The 21253-nt window shown below is 60.9% G+C and carries 19 protein-coding genes and 1 riboswitch; of the genes, 8 read left to right on the top strand and 11 right to left on the bottom strand.

Translation table 11 applies throughout. The features are described 5' to 3' along the window. Positions 1–698: 698 nt before the first annotated feature. Complete coding sequence (locus I5L03_RS06600; RefSeq protein WP_234035119.1) at positions 699–1265, top strand: septal ring lytic transglycosylase RlpA family protein; 567 nt, start codon at positions 699–701, stop codon at positions 1263–1265. Positions 1266–1301: 36 nt separating this feature from the next. On the opposite strand, the gene I5L03_RS06595 is transcribed toward I5L03_RS06600, so the two are convergent. From I5L03_RS06595 to I5L03_RS06570, 6 genes are all read right to left on the bottom strand, one after another. Next, positions 1302–2243: a hypothetical protein gene (locus I5L03_RS06595; RefSeq protein WP_197920955.1), complete on the bottom strand. Its 942-nt coding sequence runs from the start codon at positions 2241–2243 to the stop codon at positions 1302–1304. Next, complete coding sequence (locus tag I5L03_RS06590; protein ID WP_197920954.1) at positions 2240–2428, bottom strand: hypothetical protein; 189 nt, start codon at positions 2426–2428, stop codon at positions 2240–2242. The genes I5L03_RS06595 and I5L03_RS06590 overlap by 4 nt, the downstream gene beginning before the upstream one ends. A gap of 562 nt (positions 2429–2990) precedes the next feature. Then, the gene (locus I5L03_RS06585) at positions 2991–3449 is read right to left on the bottom strand and encodes a hypothetical protein (protein WP_197920953.1); all 459 of its coding nucleotides are present in this window, start codon (positions 3447–3449) and stop codon (positions 2991–2993) included. Further along, on the bottom strand, positions 3446–4534 hold the full coding sequence (locus tag I5L03_RS06580) for a hypothetical protein (protein ID WP_197920952.1): 1089 nt from the start codon (positions 4532–4534) through the stop codon (positions 3446–3448). The genes I5L03_RS06585 and I5L03_RS06580 overlap by 4 nt, the downstream gene beginning before the upstream one ends. Positions 4535–4644: 110 nt before the next feature. Further along, positions 4645–7560 (bottom strand): excinuclease ABC subunit UvrA, encoded by a 2916-nt coding sequence (gene uvrA / locus I5L03_RS06575; RefSeq protein ID WP_197920951.1) that lies wholly within the window; start codon positions 7558–7560, stop codon positions 4645–4647. A gap of 132 nt (positions 7561–7692) precedes the next feature. Continuing rightward, entirely contained in the window at positions 7693–9975 is a 2283-nt protein-coding gene (locus I5L03_RS06570; RefSeq protein WP_197920950.1) for a winged helix-turn-helix domain-containing protein, read from the bottom strand. 213 nt (positions 9976–10188) lie between these two features. Between I5L03_RS06570 and I5L03_RS06565 the strand changes: the two genes are divergently transcribed. The 7 genes from I5L03_RS06565 (at position 10189) to I5L03_RS06535 (ending at position 16188) form a co-directional block, all read left to right on the top strand. Next, complete coding sequence (locus I5L03_RS06565; protein ID WP_197920949.1) at positions 10189–10554, top strand: UrcA family protein; 366 nt, start codon at positions 10189–10191, stop codon at positions 10552–10554. Between the two features lie 196 nt (positions 10555–10750). Further along, positions 10751–11107 (top strand): hypothetical protein, encoded by a 357-nt coding sequence (locus I5L03_RS06560; RefSeq protein ID WP_197920948.1) that lies wholly within the window; start codon positions 10751–10753, stop codon positions 11105–11107. Positions 11108–11166: 59 nt separating this feature from the next. Continuing rightward, positions 11167–11700, top strand: a complete 534-nt coding sequence (thpR, locus tag I5L03_RS06555) for an RNA 2',3'-cyclic phosphodiesterase (RefSeq protein ID WP_197920947.1) — start codon at positions 11167–11169, stop codon at positions 11698–11700. Positions 11701–12000: 300 nt separating this feature from the next. Continuing rightward, positions 12001–12750, top strand: coding sequence for a lysozyme (locus tag I5L03_RS06550; RefSeq protein ID WP_325100113.1), 750 nt, complete (start codon positions 12001–12003; stop codon positions 12748–12750). Positions 12751–12863: 113 nt separating this feature from the next. Beyond that, on the top strand, positions 12864–13490 hold the full coding sequence (locus I5L03_RS06545) for a hypothetical protein (RefSeq protein ID WP_197920946.1): 627 nt from the start codon (positions 12864–12866) through the stop codon (positions 13488–13490). Positions 13491–13655: 165 nt separating this feature from the next. Continuing rightward, on the top strand, positions 13656–15827 hold the full coding sequence (locus I5L03_RS06540) for a M3 family metallopeptidase (protein WP_234035118.1): 2172 nt from the start codon (positions 13656–13658) through the stop codon (positions 15825–15827). Between the two features lie 115 nt (positions 15828–15942). Further along, positions 15943–16188 carry a hypothetical protein gene (locus I5L03_RS06535; RefSeq protein ID WP_197920944.1) on the top strand — a complete coding sequence of 82 codons (246 nt, stop codon included), beginning with the start codon at positions 15943–15945 and terminating at the stop codon, positions 16186–16188. Positions 16189–16205: 17 nt separating this feature from the next. On the opposite strand, the gene I5L03_RS06530 is transcribed toward I5L03_RS06535, so the two are convergent. From I5L03_RS06530 to I5L03_RS06510, 5 genes are read right to left on the bottom strand one after another with little or no spacing between them, the layout of a single operon-like run. Beyond that, entirely contained in the window at positions 16206–16514 is a 309-nt protein-coding gene (locus I5L03_RS06530) for a GCN5-related N-acetyltransferase (protein WP_325100112.1), read from the bottom strand. Then, positions 16511–17254 (bottom strand): ABC transporter ATP-binding protein, encoded by a 744-nt coding sequence (locus I5L03_RS06525; RefSeq protein WP_197920943.1) that lies wholly within the window; start codon positions 17252–17254, stop codon positions 16511–16513. The genes I5L03_RS06530 and I5L03_RS06525 overlap by 4 nt, the downstream gene beginning before the upstream one ends. Further along, a complete protein-coding gene (locus tag I5L03_RS06520) occupies positions 17251–18216 on the bottom strand; it encodes a FecCD family ABC transporter permease (protein ID WP_197920942.1) in 966 nt (321 codons plus the stop codon). The genes I5L03_RS06525 and I5L03_RS06520 overlap by 4 nt, the downstream gene beginning before the upstream one ends. After that, positions 18213–19019, bottom strand: a complete 807-nt coding sequence (locus I5L03_RS06515; RefSeq protein WP_325100111.1) for an ABC transporter substrate-binding protein — start codon at positions 19017–19019, stop codon at positions 18213–18215. The genes I5L03_RS06520 and I5L03_RS06515 overlap by 4 nt, the downstream gene beginning before the upstream one ends. Further along, positions 19016–20917, bottom strand: a complete 1902-nt coding sequence (locus I5L03_RS06510) for a TonB-dependent receptor plug domain-containing protein (RefSeq protein WP_197920941.1) — start codon at positions 20915–20917, stop codon at positions 19016–19018. The genes I5L03_RS06515 and I5L03_RS06510 overlap by 4 nt, the downstream gene beginning before the upstream one ends. A 94-nt stretch (positions 20918–21011) precedes the next feature. After that, positions 21012–21209, bottom strand: a riboswitch (cobalamin riboswitch). Positions 21210–21253: the final 44 nt, after the last annotated feature.

Raw genomic sequence — 21253 nt, 5'->3', positions numbered from 1 at the left:
GGAAACAGACCGCCACGAAGAACCGCCTGCCGGTTCGGATACAGGGGAAAGCGGAAAGCTTCGACGCGATGATTGCCTTGTCGCGGAAGAGGAAAGGAAGATGGAAGATCTCCTTCGGGAGATTGGACACCAACCGGACTGTTGAGACCGAGAGAAGCAATCATTGGATAGGCCGGAGGAGAAATCCGGTGTCGAGGTTCTGGAAGGGCACTTCGGTGCAGGAAGGAACCGCCTGAGACACCAGAGGACAATGTCGGCCTCGGAACGGTGGAAAGCGCGGCTGAGACTCCTTGCGAGGCTCGCCAAGCGGAAAACCGAGCTCCGGCACCGGCGCGAGCGCCGGGCGACATATTCGGAAGGAACCGGGCCTTCGGGCAACGACCGGAAGAAGACACGCCAGGCGCCAAGTATCCCTTCGGGGGTCCACACGCCGGTGAGAGTGGGGTCGGCAGCAATGCCGGCCCCATTTCTCTTTTGCGCTCCCGACGGTTCGTACCCGATTGCGTTTTCCCAATGTCTGCGACTCTGAAGCCGATGCCGATCCCGTCAATTGCGGCGCCTTTGTGACCATCCTTCGAGCGCAGACCGGCTCCATTCGTCGCGCTTGTAGGGCGTTTGGCGGTGGAAGGACGCCGTTTTGCGCCCGTTAACCCCGCCGAAACTGTCAATTCCGCCTCGCTTTCGCTACATGCGCCGCCATGACTGGAGGCAAGCTCTCGCATATCGTCCCGCACGCAGCCCTGGCGCTCGCCGCGCTGGGAATGCTCGGCACGTCGGCTTCGGGCCTGGCGCAGGAGCGTGCCGACTTGTCCGCCGCCAGAGTGGTGGAAGCTCCGCCTGCGCCCATGTTCATCCCCGATGAAGAGCCTGCGCTGGAGGAGGTCTTCGCACCTTTCGATGAGCCGATCGAACCCGAGCTTACGGACGGCGCAGTCGACATCACCATGATCGAGCCTGCTGCACCTGCCGCCACCTCGCTCGGCAGCGGTGTCGCCAGCTATTACGGTCGCCGCTTTCACGGCCGGCTGACGGCCAATGGGGAGCGGTTCAACATGAACGCCATGACGGCCGCGCACCGCACTCTCCCCTTCGGCAGCCGCGTGCGGGTGACCAATCCGCGCAACGGCCAGTCCGTTATCGTACGCATCAACGATCGCGGCCCTTTCACGCGCGGCCGCACGATCGACCTGTCCCGCGCCGCTGCGAGCGAGATCGGCATGATCCGCCGCGGCCATGGGCGCGTTGAGCTGGAACTGCTCGACTAGACTAGCCGCCCCCGTTCTCTGCGGAGCGTTCCCCCATCATTCCACGCCGCCGCGCGGACCAAGCCGGCCATCGCTGCCCTCTTCCGCGTCCGCGTCTTCCTGATCCTCATCCTCAAACCCGACGAGCCACCAGCGCTCCTCCCCCGCCTCGAAGGCGAGCAGCTGGTCGTTCTCGATTGCGGCATAGGTCTCCATCGGCAGGCCGCGCATATGCGGCGGCGCCACGCCAGCAGGCCGCGCGGCATCCATGCGGTTGAGCCGATTGCCGAGCCACATGCAGTCATCCTGCGTCAGCGTGACCCGCGCATCCTCCTCCGCATCCACGCAATAGCCACCGCAATCGGGGCACGGATCAACAGGGGGTGTGACAGGTGTGACAGTGTCCTGATCAGAATTCCCAGCCCCTTTCCCAGCACCCCCATTCCGCTCGCGTGGGGCACCCCCACCCCGCTCATCCTGAGCACCCCCCATCCGTTCGTCCTGAGCCTGTCGAAGGGCGTTTTGCGCATCCGGAGCGAAGGACGCATCCAGAGACGCAATGTCCTCCCCCCGCTCCAGCGCCTCGATCTGGTCATCCAGCAGCTCCGCCGCCGCGACCAATTCGGCATCTTGCGCCATCCGGTCGAGCCGCGCGAGATGGGCGAGCAGCAGCCTGTCCGAATAGCGCCGCCGCATCCCCACCTCCTCGCCATGGTAATAGACGCTCTCCTCCACCCCGTTGATCGCCCGGTCCGCCAGCTCCGTCTCCGCCACCACCCGCGCAGCGAGCAAAGCCGCATCCCAGGCGCGCGCAAACCCCGCATACCGCCGCCGCGCGCGATAGGCCGTCTGCCGAGCAACGCCTGCTCGCTTGCACGCGATGGAGACATTGCCCATCACCTGCATGGACTTGAGAAACAGCGCCATCCGCACCGGCGTTAGGGCTTCGCTATTGCCGAAGGTGGGGTTTGGGGTGTCGACCGGTACGAGCGCCATCATGCTGCACCTCCCACGCTAGCGTTGAGCGAGAGCAACCGAGGCGCAGCCGAGGCAAGCGCGACCGCGCGTCCGAGCTTTTGCGAGGAGCCAAGCTGGCGGATGCCAGCGCCCGGCGCTTGAGGGTCAAACAAATCAACCGCAGCAAGGCGGGCCTGTGCAACGTCGATGGTGGTCAGGGAATTCATGGCGTGCGTCCTGTGCGTGGGTTCGTGTGAACCGCGCAGGGAGACACATTGGTGGGGGTGTAGGAAAGGGGAAATTAGTCCCCTCGTCCGTTCGTCCTGAGCTTGTCGAAGGGCGACAGCGCAAACGCCGTTGGCCTCTGGTCCCTCTACGAGTCCGACAAGCTCAGGACGAACGGAGGTTTGCGCGGTCAAAGCACGTCGTCACTCCCGCGAAGGCGGGGGTCCAGCTACCTTTGACAGAGAGAAGAATGCCCACCCCGCTGCGACTAAGGCTCACCTGCGGTTCGCCAAGTCTCGCTCCCCTCCCGCAAGCGGGAGGGGTTGGGGGTGGGCCTCCTTCAGGGGTCGGCCACTCAAAGAGCCGCCACCGCCACCCGCGCCGCTTCTCTCCTCCGATGATCGGAAAACCGCTCGCCATCGGAGCGCTCGGTGCGAACACCGTTCGCCTTCCACGGCTTGCACTCGGCCCGACGGTTGTGCGCACGGCCTCTTTTATGATGCATGGAACTCAGCCTTTCTCTCCGCCGGCTGCTGGCGAAGGCGGCCAATATCAACGAGAACTCTAAACGCCCAGAGCCTCTTCACTAATTTCTCGGCGAAGCCTAATTACTTCGGCCAGCGCTTCGATACGCGGACCAGCATTGCTGGCGCCTGTCGCATTATCAACCTCCTGCTTGAGCACGTTAAGTGCTTGAAGGTAGCTTTCCGTTTCTTCAGCTCCGATGAATTCTCGCTTCTCTTCCGTGGTCAAAACATGCTCCAAGAATGCATCCTGAAGTTGCTGCCTCTCCTCGTCACTTAATGCACCATTCGAAAGAGCATCGAAGACAGCTATAGTAGCGCGATCCATTTCTGAGCCTGACTCGCGAAATTCTGAGATTTTTTCAATCTGTGCATTTAGTCTTTGAAGCTGAGTATTCTGATAAAACTGAAGGCCATTTACAGCGAGTGCAACAAGAAGACCGCTCTTCAGCAGCCAACCCGTCGCAGTCTGTTTTTCTCTTTCCTCTGGCACGGTCATTCTAAGTTAGCATCGGTCGAAAGCTCAGCATTTTGAGATGCTGACTGCGCGACTTCACAAGCCTCAATCCAACGCGGAGCACCCATAGCTTCAATGATGGATCGCACACTCGCATCGATCTGAGCGGTGCAATTATCGACTGCACCGCCGAGAATCGTCAGTTGCGTCTCTGCCTCAATTGCCTCATTGTAGGGAACCCCATTTGCGGCCAACTGGAACAGGGCTAAGCCTATTAGAGGCGCAAGCCTTTTCGCTGCCATGACAATGTCGCCAGGCGAATTAATATTAATTGAAAGGTCGCTCCGCAGCGCTTCATCCAAATTTGATCTATCCAAAATGGTTGGAATCGCATTGCTTTGAGTAGCTTTGAGCGCTGCGGCAAATTGCTCGCCGCTTGATGCCAAATCGACAAATTCCATCCAAGTCGAAACGATTCGGTTATCGCGCGAGTTATAATCTTCCTTGGCAACACGATAGGTAGCTACATATTCGCCTTCATATACGTAATTGCCCAAGATTGCTTCGTATATCGTGTCTCGACCGGCATCGCCCAAGTCGAAAAACGCGACTGGCGTTTGTAGCAATTCAATCACTTCGTATTTCAGATTGCGCTTCGGAATAGCACCAAGCCACCGGACACGACGCCCCAGAAAAATGTGATCGGCTCTACGATCTCGCGCTTCAATACGACTTACGGAACCAGGACGGCTGACAAGTTCATAAATGTTGATTTTCGCGTCCGCCCCCTGAGACGGAACTGCTAAAAAGTCGCCCTTTCTTGCTACATTGAGAAGCCCATCCACATAAGTCGCTGTCCGTTTGTCAGCCGCCGACACCCGGCGGTCAGTTCGAATTCCGGTAGCAGCAACCTGACGGCGCCAACGATCTAAAGATGCAATGTTTTCGAGTCGGTCACGACGCCAATCTCGACTGTTTTCTGGAAGACGATCCAACCCACGAACGTCTAGAAACGCGACTCGCCTATCATCTATTTGACGCTCGAACTTGTACCCCTCTCCCGGAAAGAGTTTCCATATTCGGTGATCGTTGGGAACAATAGTCGTTGCTAAGTCGACCGTCGGCATCTGTAATCCCCCAAAATTTTGTCGCACCTTTCAAGAGTTCGAGATGCATTTGTCAACTTGAACTACGGTCGATGTGGTTGATTATTTGAACGCATTGGCTTCGTAAATCTTCACTCCGCCGCCTGTTTCGCCCGCTCCAACATCGGCTTCAAATAAGCCCCGGTATAACTCCCGCTCACCGCAGCAACCTCCTCCGGGGTGCCCTCGGCCACAATCTCCCCGCCCCGCACGCCACCGTCCGGGCCGAGGTCGAGCAGATAGTCCGCCGTCTTGATCACATCCAGATTGTGCTCGATCACCACGACCGAGTTCCCCTGGTCCACCAGCCGATGGAGCACTTCGAGGAGTTTGCGCACGTCCTCGAAATGCAGGCCAGTGGTGGGCTCATCAAGGATGTAGAGCGTCTGGCCGGTGCTGCGCTTGCTGAGTTCCTTGGCGAGTTTTACGCGCTGCGCCTCTCCGCCTGACAGCGTCGTCGCCTGCTGGCCGACTTTCACATAGCCCAGCCCCACTTCATTCAGCATGTGCATCTTGTCGCGGATGGGGGGCACGGCCTTGAAGAAGCCCTCTGCGTCCTCGATCGTCATGTCGAGCACGTCGGCAATCGAGTGGCCCTTGAACTTCACTTCCAGCGTTTCGCGGTTGTAGCGTTTGCCGCCGCATTCCTCGCACGTCACGTAGACATCGGGCAGGAAGTGCATTTCGATCTTGATCAGGCCATCGCCCGTGCATGCCTCGCACCGGCCGCCCTTCACGTTGAAGCTGAAGCGGCCCGGCTTGTAGCCGCGCGCCTGCGCTTCGGGCAGGCCGGCGAACCAGTCGCGGATATTGGTGAAGGCGCCGGTGTAGGTCGCCGGGTTGGAGCGCGGGGTGCGGCCGATGGGCGACTGGTCGATCTCAATCACCTTGTCGCAATATTCGAGGCCGGTGACCTTGTCGTGCGCGCCCGCCACCACGCGGGCATTGTTGAGCGTGCGCGCGGCGGAGGCGTAGAGCGTGTCGATGGTGAAGCTGGACTTGCCGCTGCCCGAAACGCCGGTGATGCAGGTGAAGGTGCCGAGCGGAATGCTGGCGGTGACGTTGTTGAGGTTGTTCGCCCGCGCGCCGTGGACCGTCAGCTTGTGGCCGTTGCCCTCGCGGCGCTCTGCCGGGACCGCGATTTCGCGCCGCCCGGTGAGGTAGTCGGCGGTGAGGCTCTTGCGGCTTTTCAGGATCTGCTTGAGCGTGCCCTGCGCCACCACTTCGCCGCCGCGCACACCCGCGCCGGGGCCGAGATCGACCACATGGTCCGCCTGCCGGATCGCGTCCTCGTCATGCTCGACCACGATCACGGTGTTGCCGAGGTCGCGCAGGCGCCTGAGCGTTTCGAGCAGGCGATCGTTATCGCGCTGGTGGAGGCCGATGGAGGGCTCGTCCAGCACGTAGAGCACGCCGGAGAGGCCGCTGCCGATCTGCGATGCGAGGCGGATGCGCTGGCTCTCTCCGCCGCTCAGCGTGCCGCTGGTGCGATCGAGGTTGAGGTAATCGAGGCCGACATTGTTGAGGAAGCCCAGCCGCTCGACGATTTCCTTGAGGATGGCGCGGGCGATCTGGTTCTGCGTGTCGGTGAGTTTCTCGGGCAGGTTCTCGAACCATTCCAGCGCATCGGACACCGAATAGCGGGTGGGCTGGCTGATATCGGTGCTGTCGATCTTCACCGCCCGCGCCTTCTCGTTCAGGCGCGCGCCGTGGCACGTCTCGCACGGCTGCGCGGTCTGGAACTTGGCTAACTCCTCCTGCATCCACGCACTCTCGGTCTGCGCCATGCGGCGGTTGAGATTGCCGATTACGCCCTCGAACGGTTTCTGCACCGTGTATTGCTTGCGCCCATCCTTGAACGTAAGCGGGACGCGCTTGCCCTTCGTGCCGTAGAGGATGACGTCCTGATGCTCGCGCGAGAGCTCCTTCCACGGTGTTGTCAGATCGAAGCCGAACTCCTTGGCGAGGCTGCCGAGCACCTGCATGTAATAGGGCGACGGCGGGTTGGACTTGGCCCACGGCACCACCGCACCTTTCTTCAGCGTCAATTCCTCGTTCGGGACGACCAGCTGCTCGTCGAACAACTGCTTCTCGCCGATGCCGTCACAGGTCGGGCAGGCGCCTTGCGGTGCGTTGAAGGAGAACAGCCGCGGCTCGATCTCCTCGATGGTGAAGCCGGAAACGGGGCAGGCGAATTTCTCTGAGAACACGATGCGGTTGGAAGGTAGGCCTGCGCCTTTCATCGCGCCGCCGCCCTCGGCCTCGTCCTCGCGCCCCGGCACCACGCCATCGGCGAGGTCGACGTAGGCCAGCCCCTCGGCCAGCTTGAGCGCGGTTTCGAAACTATCGGCGAGGCGCGTTTCCAGCCCCTCTTTCACCGCGAGACGATCCACGACCACTTCGATGTCATGCTTGAACTTCTTGTCGAGCGCGGGAGCCTCTTCGATAGGATACATCTCGCCATCGATCCGCACGCGGGTGAAGCCCGCCTTCTGCCACTCGGCCAGCTCCTTGCGGTACTCACCCTTGCGCCCGCGGACCACCGGGGCGAGCAAATACAGCCGCGTGCCTTCCGGCAATTCCATCACGCGGTCGACCATGTTGGACACGGTCTGCGCCTCGATCGGCAGGCCAGTGGCGGGCGAATAAGGCACGCCCACCCTCGCCCACAGCAGGCGCATGTAATCGTAAATCTCGGTGACGGTCGCCACGGTCGAGCGCGGGTTGCGGCTCGTCGTCTTCTGCTCGATCGAGATCGCGGGGCTGAGCCCGTCGATATGCTCGACATCGGGCTTCTGCATCATCTCGAGGAACTGGCGCGCATAGGCGGACAGGCTCTCGACATAGCGCCGCTGCCCCTCGGCATAGATCGTATCGAAAGCGAGCGAAGACTTGCCCGAGCCGGAGAGCCCGGTGATGACGATAAGACTATCGCGCGGCAGGTCGATATCGACACCCTTGAGATTATGCTCACGGGCACCTTTGACGGAGATTTTGGTAAGAGCCATGGCGGTCCAAGTGGGGGCTGTCCGGCGCAGAGTCCAGAGGGGGTGATGGACGTAGCGCGATAGGCGCTGACGGGCGCGTGATGTTCCCTAAATGTTCACTAGGGTCAAGCCCTGCAGCGGGGTACCGGCCCTCTATTCGAAACCAAGCGCCAGGACTTCAGCCCTTTCCCGTGCCAGCTGCGCGCGGATCGGATCGAGCACTGCGCGCACCTCGGGCAATAGCCGTATCTCTGCGAAAAGCGGATCGTCGTTCAGCAGGCCGATGGCGTGATTGTCCGTGTGGCTCAATTGCAGTGGCCAGCCAAAGTCGGGCAATCGATGCACCGTTTCTATGGCGGAGGCACTGTCACCGGTGATTGCCTCGAATTGCAATTGGTACAGCAACGAAAAGACCGATGTCTGGTCCGCGTCCGACCATAGTTGTGTCCACTCGCGTGCCAGATCGATCAATTGACTGGCCTCTCGATCACGCCCTGCGCGACGCATCGCCATGGCCATGTAGGGCGCGACAAACGGAATGATGTGATGAGCACGATCGGTTTCCCGGGCCCATTCGGCAAAGTCCGCAGTGGAGCCGAAATTGGTATCGTAATAGACGAGCAATTCAGTCTCGCGATTATCGCGAAGCAATAAGGGTAGCGCCTCGCTGGCGATATGCGCATCGTCCCAGAAGGTCTGGTCTGTGATCCCTGCAGCAATGAAATCGCTTGGAGTTGGCGCAACATTCTCGCGAATGCGATCGAGCAGGCGGGTGCGGGCGTCGGTCGGAACGACCTGCCCGGAATCCATTGGCTGCAAACCCAGTAGGAAACGCGTGTAGCGTTCAAGGGTGAAAAACCCCCAGCGCCGTTCGGCGTCCGACAAATTGCCCCTCGCCTCGCGCACCAATCGCATGAATTCCGAGAAGTCCCCGTCGATGCGCGCCAGCCGCGCCCTGGCGAGCAGGCGCTGGGGCTCTGTCGCCGATGCCGCGATAACCCGTTCTTCCAATTCGCGCGCCAAGGCAAAATCGCCGAATTCGATTGCCGATTGCGAAGCCGCCCAGCTCGCTGGCCAAAGGGGATCCACCGCAATCAATTGGCTGGAGATTTCGAGCATATCAGCAGCCAATGGTCCGGCATCGCGCTGGATGATCCCGCGCCAAAACCAAGCCTCTGCATCGCCGGGATCGATTTCCGTCGCCAATTGCAGGCGCTCAAGCTGGAGTTGAAGATCATCGGTCCGCAGCATTCCGGAGACTTTCAGCGCATCGGCAGAAAGCGGATCAATCTCAAGCGCTGCTTCCGCCTGCTCGAGCGCGGTGGCCCACAGCGCATCTTTTTCCGCGCGATCAGCAGTCGGATAGAGATAGTTAGCCTTGGCCAGACCAGCCAGCCCGTCCCCAAAATCAGGATTGCGGTCCACCAATTGCTCGAGAATTTCGTGTGCTGCCAAACGCTCTTCCACACCGCGCGAACGCAACAATCCCATTGCAGTCAGGTACAGAGCATAATCACCGCTGGAGATATTCGGCTCTTGGACGTTCGGATTGATCGGGCGATCCAGCGCTTCAAGCATGATACGCGTTGCGCGCATTGGAAGAAACTGCGCCGCATCAGGCGCTGCCTGAAGACTCTCCGACCAAACCAGATCGCCGCTCTCTGCCTCAACCAATCGAGCGTCCAATGACACATTATCTGCCGAATTGGATAGTGTGCCCTGCCAGACGTAATCGACCTGAAGCGCTACGCCGATTTCTGCAGCGGAGCGGTCTTGCTCGACAAGCTGCCGAGCACTTTCCCCTGCCGTGACCTCAAGATTGACGCTGCTGCCAAGTTGGGATCGGATCTCTGCCGCCATCCCCGCTGCATAGAGCGGATCGACACCCTCGCTCGCTTCAATTGGCAACATGGCTATGGTGATCTGCTCCGAATTTGGCTGGGAAAGCCACCACCAACCGGCAACGCCCAGCATCATCGCCATGGCAATTCCGGCAAGAGCGAGAATACTCCTTCGACGCGAAGAGGGCGCGGACGCCGTTTCTGGAGCTTGCTCAGAAGTGCTCCCTTCCACCGCGTCGCTCGCCACCAGTACGCGGTAGCCAACCTTTGGCAGTGTCTCGATGGTCACAGCCTCATCGGTCAGTTCGCGCAAGGCCGTACGCAACAGGCTGACCACCCGGTTGATCGAGGCATCGCCGACGATCCGTCCGTCCCAGCAACACTCGATCAGGTCATCGCGCGAAAGGATCGCTCCCGGCTTTTTGCCGAGCGCCACTAGAACCTGCATGACCTTGGGTTCGACGGTTTCCTCATCCGAGCCCGCCGTCAGTTTGCGCAATGCAGGCTCCACCAGCATCGGGCCGAGAGTAAAGGGCTGCTCATGCGCAAGGTCGATGCGCGGCGATGACAAGCTGCCCGTGCCTTCGATGTTCATCACTGCCCCCCAAAAGCGCGCCTGCCAAACCGCTGCATCCGTGATGCAACATTTTCCACGAAGAATCACGCCCCGAGAGCAATAATCGACTGATTTCGGCAAAAATCACGAAACCATAAGCTAAAAATCAGGCCGATTTGGTAGCACCATAAGCCTGAAACCCCGCATTCCTCTGATCGTCCGATCCGGACTTCACATACGGAGGAATGAACCATGACCAAGACTTTTGCTTTCGCCGCCCTCGCCGCTTTCTCGGCTCTCACTATCGCACCGGGCGCCAGTGCACAGGATTCTCACGAAATGGCCCATAGCGGCCCCAGCGCGACAGTCGTCTTCGCCGATCTTAACCTGCAAAGCGATGCAGGCGTCGAACTGCTCGACAGCCGCATTCGTGCTGCCGCCCAGCGGGTTTGCGGCCGCGCAGAACCCAATGCCCTGTTTGGCGGGCCGGTGCGCCAGTGCTTGCGCGAAACCATCGCTTCGGTTCAGCAGACCCGCAACACCGTGATCGCTGCTGCGCGCAGCGAAGACGGTACACGCCTCGCCTACACATCTTTCAGCGTCCAGCGCAGCAGCTGAGCCGATGTCCAGGCCGGATCGCGTGGTAAGGCGATCCGGGCAGGAAGGGCCCGGGGAACTACCTCCCCGGGCCCTTTTTTCCGTGTCGCGACGATCTGTGCTGCCAGCGCGACGGACGGCGCGTTGAACCTAATTAGTCCGGTTGCGGTTCATATTCGCGGCGTATTATCGCGTTGGAAAGGGAGGGTCGCACCTTATGAAATTTTTGGTTGTTACTGCTGCGCTTGGACTCGGCACGGTTTTGCTGCATGCGCCGGCTGAGGCTTGCATGCAGGATCGTGATTGCGTCGATACGCGCACTTCGGAAGAGCGTGAGGCCGATGCGGCAGAGATCCGCCGGCTGAACCTTGAGCAGGCGCGCTATGTGCGCCAACGCGATGCGCGCAATGCGCCGCGAGTGCGCGCTTACGATGAACAATTCGAGCAGCAGGATCGATACCGCGAAGATATGGCCGATTACGAGCGCGACCGCGCCGACTATGAGGCAGAAGTGGCGGCGTGGCGCCGAGCTGTACGCCTGTGCCGCGCGGGCCATTACGAGTATTGCGACTGACCGAATTGCCGGAACGCACCGCCTAGCCAGGAAGTGATACGCGTGGCATGGCGCGGGTCATGTCGAGCTGCCGCCTTTTCGTAGCCCTGCGCCCGCCTGAAGAGGTCTGCGACACCCTTCTCGACACGATGGAAGGCGTTACCGGTGCGCGCTGGCAGGATGCGGATAATCTCCATATCACCTTGCGCTTCATCGGCGAGGTCGACCGCCACCAATTTGCCGATGTCGTGACCGCGCTGGAAAGTGTACCTTTTAGGCCTTTCAATCTCAGGATCGCGGGCGTCGGACATTTCGAAGGTAAGCATCGGCCCAAAGCGATCTGGGCACGCGTCGAGCAGTCCGATGCGCTCGGCGATTTGCAGCATTCGGTCGAAATGGCCTGTCGCCGGGCCGCACTTCCGCCCGTCAGCCGCAAATTCATCCCCCATGTGACCGTGGCACGGCTCAATTCCGGAAGCGCGCCGATAGCGGGCTGGATTGCGCAGCACAGCGATTTGGCGATGGGCCCGTGGCGCGCGCAGAAATTCGCTCTGTATGAAAGCAATCTGACGCCGCAGGGCGCGATTTACGAGCAAATTGAGACATTTGGCTAACTCCAGGTGCGCAGCTGTCCGTGCTGCACGGTGCAAGCGGCAATAGTCAGAGCGTTAGCGCTATCGGACGAAGCGTGGACCAACACTACCTCTCAGCCGTTGATTGATTGAATGGAACACAAACGGGCGCACTGCAGCTTTCTGAATTCCCGCATCGCCCAGAAAGTAAATGACATCGTGATGTCTGACGCAAAAACAGGGCCTATCAAAGCGAAACGCATGCCCGCTAAGGGGACGGAAGGGGCGACTCATCCGCCACCCTCTGCGCTTGCACGACCGAAAACGCCTGCGCAGAAGGAAGTGAGCAAGCTTGCACGCTGGATGCGTGGCGAGATGGTCCGTGAATTTGTTCGCCGTATGCGCCGCAAGCGCAAGGGCTCGGAAAATAGTCGCCGCAAGCGCAAGACGGCCCTCGCCTTATCCGCGGGTATCATGGCACTCAGCCCCGGTGCAGTCGAATTCGGACGCGATGCGCCTTCACACGCTACTGTCGCCGCTGCCGAAGCTTCGGTTGATGCAATGAAGTATCGCGTTGATGCCGAGAAACTGACTGTCAGCGAAGCGATGATGGAAGCGTTGGCTGAAGAAGAAGGCGTAATGCTTACCGTGTACCGCGATGTCGCTGGTTATCCGACCGTAGGTGTTGGGCACCTTGTCCGCCCTGCTGACAATCTCAAAGTCGGTGACACGATCACCTATGAGCAGGCTATCGAATTTCTCGAAAACGACATCAAGCACGCTGAAGAGGCAGTGAAAAGGCTCGTAGGCGATCTTCCGCTCTATCAATATGAGTTCGATGCCCTTGTGGACCTTGTCTATAATGTCGGTGAAGGCAATGTGTCCGCGAGCGAGAGTCCCAAATTGAATGCTGCAATGAAGGCAGGCAATTATGAAGCCATCGCCAGCCAATTGCATTATCACACTGCTGCCGGATCGAAAGCCAACGGGCTTGTTTACCGCTCGGAGCGTCGACAGGCTATTTTCAGCGAGGCGGCATATGGTGATCCTCGCCCGATCGAAATCAGTGTATCGGGTGAAGTTTCCGCCTGATAAAGCCTGATCGCAATCGCAATACGGACGAAGTAAACAGCGCTATGCCGGGTGCTACTTTTGTAAATAAATTCAGGTTGCCAGCGCGCTTAAGTGCGCTGGCGCCCGTTCTCATGCTTGGCGCCTGCGGCTTCATCACGGATGGGGCAGATGCTCCGGCTGAAAATGAAGCGACTTCTTCCGCTGCTCTGGCTGACAATGTCGCGGAGGCGCAAGCGGATGATGATGCCGATTGCCTGACGGATCTATGGTCCAACCAGCCCGATCCAAACCGCGCGTTCGACCGCGCGCACGATCTGGCAGAAGGCGGCTCCATCTCATGCGCCACCGGCACGACGCCCAGTGAATTCGAAGCCATGCTGGCCGACATCAGGCAAGCAGCTTCATCGCAGGATCGCGCGGCATTGCTGCGCGAAATTGAGGTGCCACTCCTTTACATCGACCATGCCGGTGAGCGCCGCGATATGCCGGAATCAATGGAGGTGGAGGCACATTTCGATGAAATTTTTCCGCCCGAAATGCTCGACCTGCTGAAACGCATCGAGCTCGAAGACATGACAGTTGTCCCTGATCAGGGCGGCTTTTTCGAACTGGGTTCGGTTTGGCTAGTGGCAACCGAGCGTGGCGGCAGGCCGCGTCTGCGCACCGTGAACCAGCAAGCACTCAATGAAGCGATCATCGCTGCGGCCAGCGAAGAAACCGAAACGCTCACACCCGCTGAACTTGCGCCAGCCGAATAGGCCAGACGGCCCCTCAGCCCTTCGTTCAGCACCTTGGCAGCTTGGCCTGCTATGAGTACACGTTCGTTTCAACGGAAACCGGGCGAGTCCTTCGCCCGGCCCGTCCTAAACAGAAGAAAGATGAGAGGCCGCCCGAATATGAAATCGCGCCTGTTAGCCACCACCATGATCATCGCCGCAACCACTGCGTGCGCCACTCCGCAGGAGACCGAAATGGCATCCTTGCCCGGAACCGCAACTGTCGATTACGACCCTGAAATTCCCGAGGCGACCAGCATCTTCGCCGAGCTGTCGCCGCTTTACATGCACGCCCCGCAGTTCGACCAAGTGGAAGATAGCGAGTGGCAGGGCATTATCGAAGAAGCGATCGCAATCCAGCTTGCCGAAGTGGAAGCCATCGCCAACAATCCGAACCCGCCGACGATGGAGAACACCCTCGTCGCGATGGAGCGTTCGGGCCAAGTCTTCTCCCGCAGCTATGGCGCCTTTAGCCAGATCGTTGGCGCGAATATCAATGATACGATCGCCGCGACCGACGCCGCCCTCGCCCCGCAGATCGCTGCGATGGTCGACAGCATTTATCTGAACCCGGAATTATTCAACCGCGTGCGCACGATTTACGATAATCGCGCGGCCATGGCGATGACGCCTGAAGACGCGATGTTGCTGGAAGTTTACTACAACAATTTCGTCCACCGTGGCGCGCTGCTGGGTGATGAGGCACAGACCGAATTGCGCAGCATCAACGGCCGTCTTTCCTCCCTCTCGTCCGAAATCTCGCAGCTGATCACGCGCGGGCAGAATGATGCTGCCATCGTCGTGGAAACGCGCGAAGAACTGGAAGGCTTGTCCGACGGCCAGATCGCCGCCGCCGCTGCACTTGCAGCCGATCGCGGACACGATGGGCACTACATGCTCACTGTCAGCAACACGACAGGCGTTCCGATCATCTCGCAACTTAGCAACCGCGACGTGCGCGAACGGATTTACCGCGCCAGCGTCGACCGCAATCAATCAGGCGAGACTTCCACTCTGCCGATGATCCAAGAGGCCATCGGCCTTCGCAATCGCCGCGCCCAGCTGTTTGGTGAGCCGACGCATGCAAACTGGCAGATGTATGATCGCATGGTGTCCGATCCCGCGATGGCCATCGGCTTCATGACCGATATGGTTCCGGCCCTTCGCGCCACGCAGGAACGCGAGGCCGCCGTGTTGCAGGACCGCATTGAGCAGGACGGACATTCTTTCCAGCTCGCCCCGTGGGACTGGGAATATTACGCCGGGATCGTCCGCCAGGAACGCTACGCCCTCGATAATGAAGAGATCAAACAGTACTTCGTCGTCGACCGCGTACTGGAGGATGGCATCTTCTACATGGCGGGCGAGCTGTACGGCCTGACCTTTGAAGAGCGTAATGACATTCCGACCTACCACCCGGACGTCTCGGTCTACACCGTCTTCCAGGATGGTGAAGCGATCGCACTGTTCTATTTCGACCCGATGCAGCGTGACAGCAAGCGTGGCGGTGCGTGGATGAGCAATTTTGTCGAGCAGAGCCATCTGCTTGGCCTGCGCCCGGTCGTCACCAACACGCAGAATATCGCCCCGCCCGCTCCGGGTGAGCCGGCACTGGCGACGTGGGATGATGTGACCACCATGTTCCATGAATTCGGTCACGCGCTGCACGGCATCTTTGCCGATCAGCAGTACCCATCGCTTTCGGGCACCAATACGGCGCGCGACTGGGTTGAATTCCCCAGCCAGTTCCATGAGAATTTCGCAGCCCTGCCCGAAGTCCTCCAGCGCTATGCCCGCCATCACGAAACCGGCGAAGTGATTCCGATGGAACTGGTCGAAGCGATCAATCGCGCCGGGCGGTTCAACCAGGGCCACAGCTTTGGCGAAGTGATCGCTGCATCGCTGCTGGATATGGAATGGCACTCGATGGACCCGAACACGCGGGTAAACGATGTGATGGGCTTCGAAGCTGCCGCGCTTGATCGGATCGGCCTGCGCAGCGACCTTGTGCCGCCGCGCTACAAAACCCCGTACTTCCGCCATATCTTCGAACACGGCTACGATGCGGGCTATTACGCCTACACCTGGACGGAAATGCTGCATCACGATGCATATAGCTATGTCGAGGAAAACGGCGGCATGACGCGCGAAATGGGCGACCACATCGTCAACACATTCCTCGGCCAGGGCCATTCGAAAAGCTACGAACAGATGTTCCGCGACTTTACCGGCCGCGATCCGCGCGTTGAGCCTCTGCTCGAAGCGCGCGGTCTCATCCCGGGCGACACAGAGCCTGCTGGCGCCGAGGGCGTTCAGTAAGCTGAACCATCACAAACGAAATGGGGCCGTCGGAGCGATCCGGCGGCCCTTTTTCTGTCTTCCTGTGGGCTAAAACCTGCTTATTCTTTTCTCGATATCCGACGGAGTCCGACCCATGCGATATGAATATTTCCTCCTTGGCAACAGTGTGCCCATTCGCGTCGTCTTCAATGTGGAAGGACGTCGCATCGGAGCCGAAGTGCCTTCACGCGAAGCACGCGAGCTGGTCAAGGACGCAACCTATCTTTCTCGGCTGGATCACTCTTCGGAAGTCGATCAGATCGACAAAGACCAATTCGAACGCCATTGCGAGCGCGTCTGGTCGAAATATGGCTTGGAACGAAGCGGCGACAGCGCGTAATTTGACCAAGTGACGGACTAGTTATCGCGCTCAGTCAGCTTCCCGCGCAGCCGTAAGGACTCGCGATTGAGCTCAGCAAGGTCCTCATCACCTGCGAGCGCTCTCTCGCCCAAGGTGATGGCCCTTTCAAGCAGTTCCGCATCGGCGTTGCGATAGGCGGGTGCTGCGATCACTTCGCGCCATGGCTGGCCGCAGGCGTTATCGAGCAGGATGCGCTGGAAGCAGTGGTCGAAGCGAACGGGCCAGTGCCTTGCGGGCGCGGCGGCGGGCATTTCCTCGCGCGTCAGGGCAAACCAGCGCTGTTCCAGAAGGTCACGATCGGTCACCCGTGAACGACGACTGCCTTTTCGCCCGGTTCCCCGATCCAGCGGCTTTGCACGCCCCAGACGCGGTCGATTATGTCAGAGGCGAGTGCAATTTCGGGATCGTCATCTGCCACACATCGGCCCTCGCTCAATACCAACACCCGGTCCGCATGGTTCATCGCGAGCGACAAATCGTGCAGCACCAGAACGACACCGCAGCCCGCATCGGCCTCATCGCGAAGCACCTTCAGCATGGTGAGCTGGTGAGCGATATCAAGCGCGGCGAGCGGTTCATCGGCAAGAATCCATTGCGGTGTCCCGGCCAGCACCCGGGCGAGCAAGGCGCGGGCTTTCTCCCCGCCCGAAAGCGTCGAGATGGGGCGATCCGCGAAGGCGTCGAGATCGCAGACACCCATCGCCTGACGGATCTCCGCCTCACCCGCATCGCGGTGCGGCAGGCGGCCCAGCGCGACCAAATTGGCGACGGACACATCCCACGCGACCTGCGCCAATTGCGGCAGATAGCCGATATTGCGCGCGCGGGTGAGCGGATGCATCGCCGCAACGTCGCGCTCGCTCAGCCTTACACACCCCGACGAAGGCTCCACCAAATTCGCCATCGCCGACAGCAACGTGGATTTGCCCGCGCCATTGGGTCCGCAGATCGCGGTAATATCGCCCGGCATCAGAGAGCAGCTGATATCGTCGAGCACGCGCTTTCCTTCGCGCTCGACGGACAGATTTTCGCAGGCGAGCATCATGCCAGCCCCCTGCGCATGCGCAGGAGAAGATACAAGAAGAACGGCGCGCCGATCAGGCTCAGCGCGATGCCGAGCCGCAGCTCTGTCACCAGCGGCAATATGCGGCACACGACATCCGCCACCAGCACCAGCAAGGCGCCGGCGAGTGCGCTGGGTACGATCAGGCTGGACGGGCGCTTATCGGTCATCGGGCGCACGAGGTGCGGCACGATCAGGCCGACAAAGCCGATGATCCCGGCCACGGCCACGCCGCTGCCCACGGTGAGGCCGGTGCCGAGCACCATCGCCCACATCAGCCTGCGCGGATTCACGCCGAGCGAGCGCGCAGCTTCTTCTCCCAGCGTCAGGGCATCGAGAGATCTCCCGGCGCGCCATAGGACGAGAACGCCCGCCAGCGTCAGCGGCGCCGCGAGTGTCACGTCGTTCCAGCTGCGATCAGTCAGCGCGCCCATGAGCCACGTGACGATGCTGCTCATCGCGAAGGCATTGGGCGCAAGGCTGATAGCAAGGCTCGTCAGCGCGCCTGCGAGGCTGGCGATCATCATCCCCGCGAGTGTAAAGAGCGCAATACCGTGCGGCGGATTGGCAGTGCGTCCGGCTATCAGTGCGAGCAGCGCCATCGCTCCGCAGGCCCCAGCAAGCGCGGAGCCGGTGAGGATGACAGTCGATGCTGTGCCAAGCCAGATCGCCATGACCGCACCGAAGGCCGCGCCCGGCGCAATGCCGAACAGCCCCGGATCAGCGAGCGGATTGCGCAGGTAGCCCTGCATGGCCGCGCCCGCCGCGCCCAGTCCTCCGCCAATCACCACCGCCAGCACAGCGCGCGGCAGCCGCAGCTCGGCGAGGATCAGCGCGGCGTTAGCGGTGCCGCCCGCCGGATCGATCCACACCCGCCCTGCGAGCAGGGAAAGTGGTATGGCGATGAGCAGCAACGCGCCGAAGGTGAGCGAGGCGCGGGTCATCCGACTTGTCGCCTGATTTCGAGCAGGTGCTCCAGCGCGCGGGGGATTGTCGGACCTCCGCAATAGAGAAGCGAGGAATCCAGGTTGTGGCGCTCCACTCCGCTGAGCTCACCCAGCACAGGGTGCTCCAGCATCCGCGTGTCGCCCGCTGCAATCACGACTTGCGGCGGATCGGCCAGCACCTGCTCCAGCGGCAGATAGGCCCCCTGCCCCAGGCCGCGCGCGGCGGAGAGGCTGGAAAAGCCTGCATGTTCGAGCATCGCATGCGCCAGCGATTGCTCACCGGGCACAATATCGCCCTGCTGGATCAGCAGCGCCGGAATGCGCTCGCCCTGCCAGCCGAACTCTGTCCATTGAGTTTCAAGCGCGGATGACATCTCTGCAGCGGCTGTAGAATTGCCTGTGGCCTCGCCCAGACCCTCGATCTGCGCAATGCTTTCTTCGAGAGTGGAGACAATTCCGATCGTTTCAACGTGGATGCCCGCCTGTTCGAATGCACGGCGCGTGGCGGGCGCCATGAAGATATCGCCCACCACCATGTCGGGAGCGAGAGCGATCACCTCCTCTGCCGTGCCGCCCCTGCTGGCATAGCGCGCCGCGTCCTCCGCCAACATCGAGCTCGCGGAGGGATCGTGGCTGTAATGCGATATCGCCAGCAGCTGACCCGGCGCGGTGATCTCCGCAAGGATCGCATCCGCGCAGGGGTTGAGGCTGACTATGGTGGGATGTTCGGCACTCGCCCGCTCAGTCTCGGGCTGCGCGCATCCCGCCAGCATCAGCAGCAAGGCGGCGCCCAGTCTCACAGCGCCAGCCGCGCCCCGATGAAGACGGCCCGGCCGCGCGTGCCATAACCGGCGACAGTCTGGTATTCCTCATCCCAGACATTCTCGATCCGACCATAGAGTTGTACCTGCTCGGTCACATCATAGGCAGCGCGCAGTGTGAGCACTTCATATGGATCGAGGCGGGTGAAGTTGCCCGCATCGTCGAAGCTTGCGCCGACAATACGCAGGTCTGCACCTAGCGAGAGTGCTTGGAGCGGTATCAACTCGGCAGTGAAGGTCGCAGCATGGCGTGGGCGGCGAGCGAGGCGATTGCCAGTGTCGCGGTTCTCGGCATCGGTAAAAGCGTAGGCTGCGCCCAGCTGAAGGGTTTCGCCTATGCGGCCACGCAGCTCGAGTTCGATCCCCTCGGCGCGGGTGCGGGCGATATTGTCGTAAAAACCACCGAACGGGCGGTCATCGCAAAGCGGATCGGTATTACCGAAGCAACTGACAAAGCCGATCTGGTCCTGCGCATCGCGGCGGAACAAGGTGACCGCAGCATAGAACGGCGTATCGGCGAGCGCCCGCCCACCATAGGCGAGGCCGAGGTCGAAAGTCGTCGATTGTTCGGGTGTCAGCAGCTGGTTGCCGAAATCGGAATAGAGCTGGAACAGGCTTGGCGCCTTGAAACCTTCCCCCACGCTGGCGCGCAGGCGCAGATTGTGGGCGACTGCATAGCTCGCATCCGCTCCGAAGCTCACTTCGCTTCCGAATTCGCTGTGATCGTCCACCCGTGCGCCCACATGGCCGGAAATGCCGCGCCATTCGATCCCGGCCTGCGTGTAGGCACCGAAGAGCCGCGCCGAATTGCCATCATCGAACAGCGTTTCGTAGCGCGTCCACTCGTTCTCCGCCCCGAAATTGACGATGATTGGGCCGATGGGCCGCCACTCACCGCGCAAGGAAAGGCGATCGGACTGGCCTTCACTGGTGAAGGTCTCCACGCCGCTGCCATCCAGATTGTCGCGCGCGGTGTCGGCAAAGCTGTAGGCGGCCTGCACATAGAGCGGCCCGTTATCCAGGATGAGGCCAGCCGACCCGAAGGTCTGCCGCGTGTCCTGCACATCATCCGTATCGGCAAGCGTGAAATCGGGTGCAGGGAAACCGTCGATTTCCAACTCGCCCTCGGCATGGCGGATGCGGGCGAAAGCCTCGACCGCCCATGAGACGTAATAGCGGCCATAGCCCTCCACCGCCCACTGCTCGAAACCGTCTGCCTCGCTGCCATTGGCGGCAGCGGAGAAGCCATCGGTGCGGGCAAAGCTGGCGGAAGCGCCAAGATAGCCGGTGTCGGCATCGGCCATGCCTCCTGCTGCCGATGCTGTCAGGCTGTCATTCGCGCCATATTCAATTGCGCCATCTAGCCCGGTCTCAGCGCGGGTCGAAGCGACAATCACCCCGCCCAGCGCATCCGATCCCCAAATCGTGGAGTTGGAGCCGCGCAGCACTTCAACCTTGGCGAGGTTGCTGCTGAGCAAATTGCCGAAATCGAACCCGCCCGCAGGCGATGCCGGATCAGCCACCCGCACTCCGTCGAGCACGACAAGCACCTGCTCAGCCTCGGCCCCGCGCAAGCGAACGCTCGTCTGGCTGCCAAGACTGCCGCTGCGGCTATAGGTAAGACCGGGGACACGCTCGAGAACGCGAATGAGGTCCGGTCCCTGAAGCGACGCGATCTCATCCACCCCGAGCACGGTAATCGCCTGGCCTGACGCCTCTACCGAACCGCGCGTTCCGGTGGCGGTCACGGTGATGGTCTCTTCCTCCGGCAGGCGTTCGCTCGCCAGAGTGATGACATCCTCATCCTCGGCATCCTGCGCCATGGCGGGCAACGCCAGAGCCGAAAGAGAAACACCAATAAACAGTAATTTACGCACAATACCTCCTATCAAAAGCGACCTCGTCGCTTGTGACGGAGGGAGCGCAAACCTCGCGCTCTCCCGTTTGCTTTCGGTACACCCCGCCCGACCGCAAAAGCGACCATCGCAGGCAGGTCTCCTGGCTCCCGGATCAGCGGTCCATCCCCGCCTTCCCACGCCCGGCAATCCCGCGCGCAGTGGCATACAGAAGATGTCCCTCCCCGGTCACAGTTGCGGGGGCAGCGCGGGATCCTCACCCGCTTCCCTCTTAGGCCAGCCTTCGCTGGCAACCCATGACGTCGGGGCCGCTTTAGTCGCCGCGATTTCGCTCCGCAAGGCCAAGCTGTGCGAAGC

Source organism: Aurantiacibacter sediminis (assembly GCF_016019885.1).
Taxonomy (GTDB): domain Bacteria; phylum Pseudomonadota; class Alphaproteobacteria; order Sphingomonadales; family Sphingomonadaceae; genus Alteraurantiacibacter; species Alteraurantiacibacter sediminis.
The sequence above is the reverse complement of the archived record's forward strand: the minus strand, read 5'-3'. Positions and strand labels throughout refer to the sequence as shown.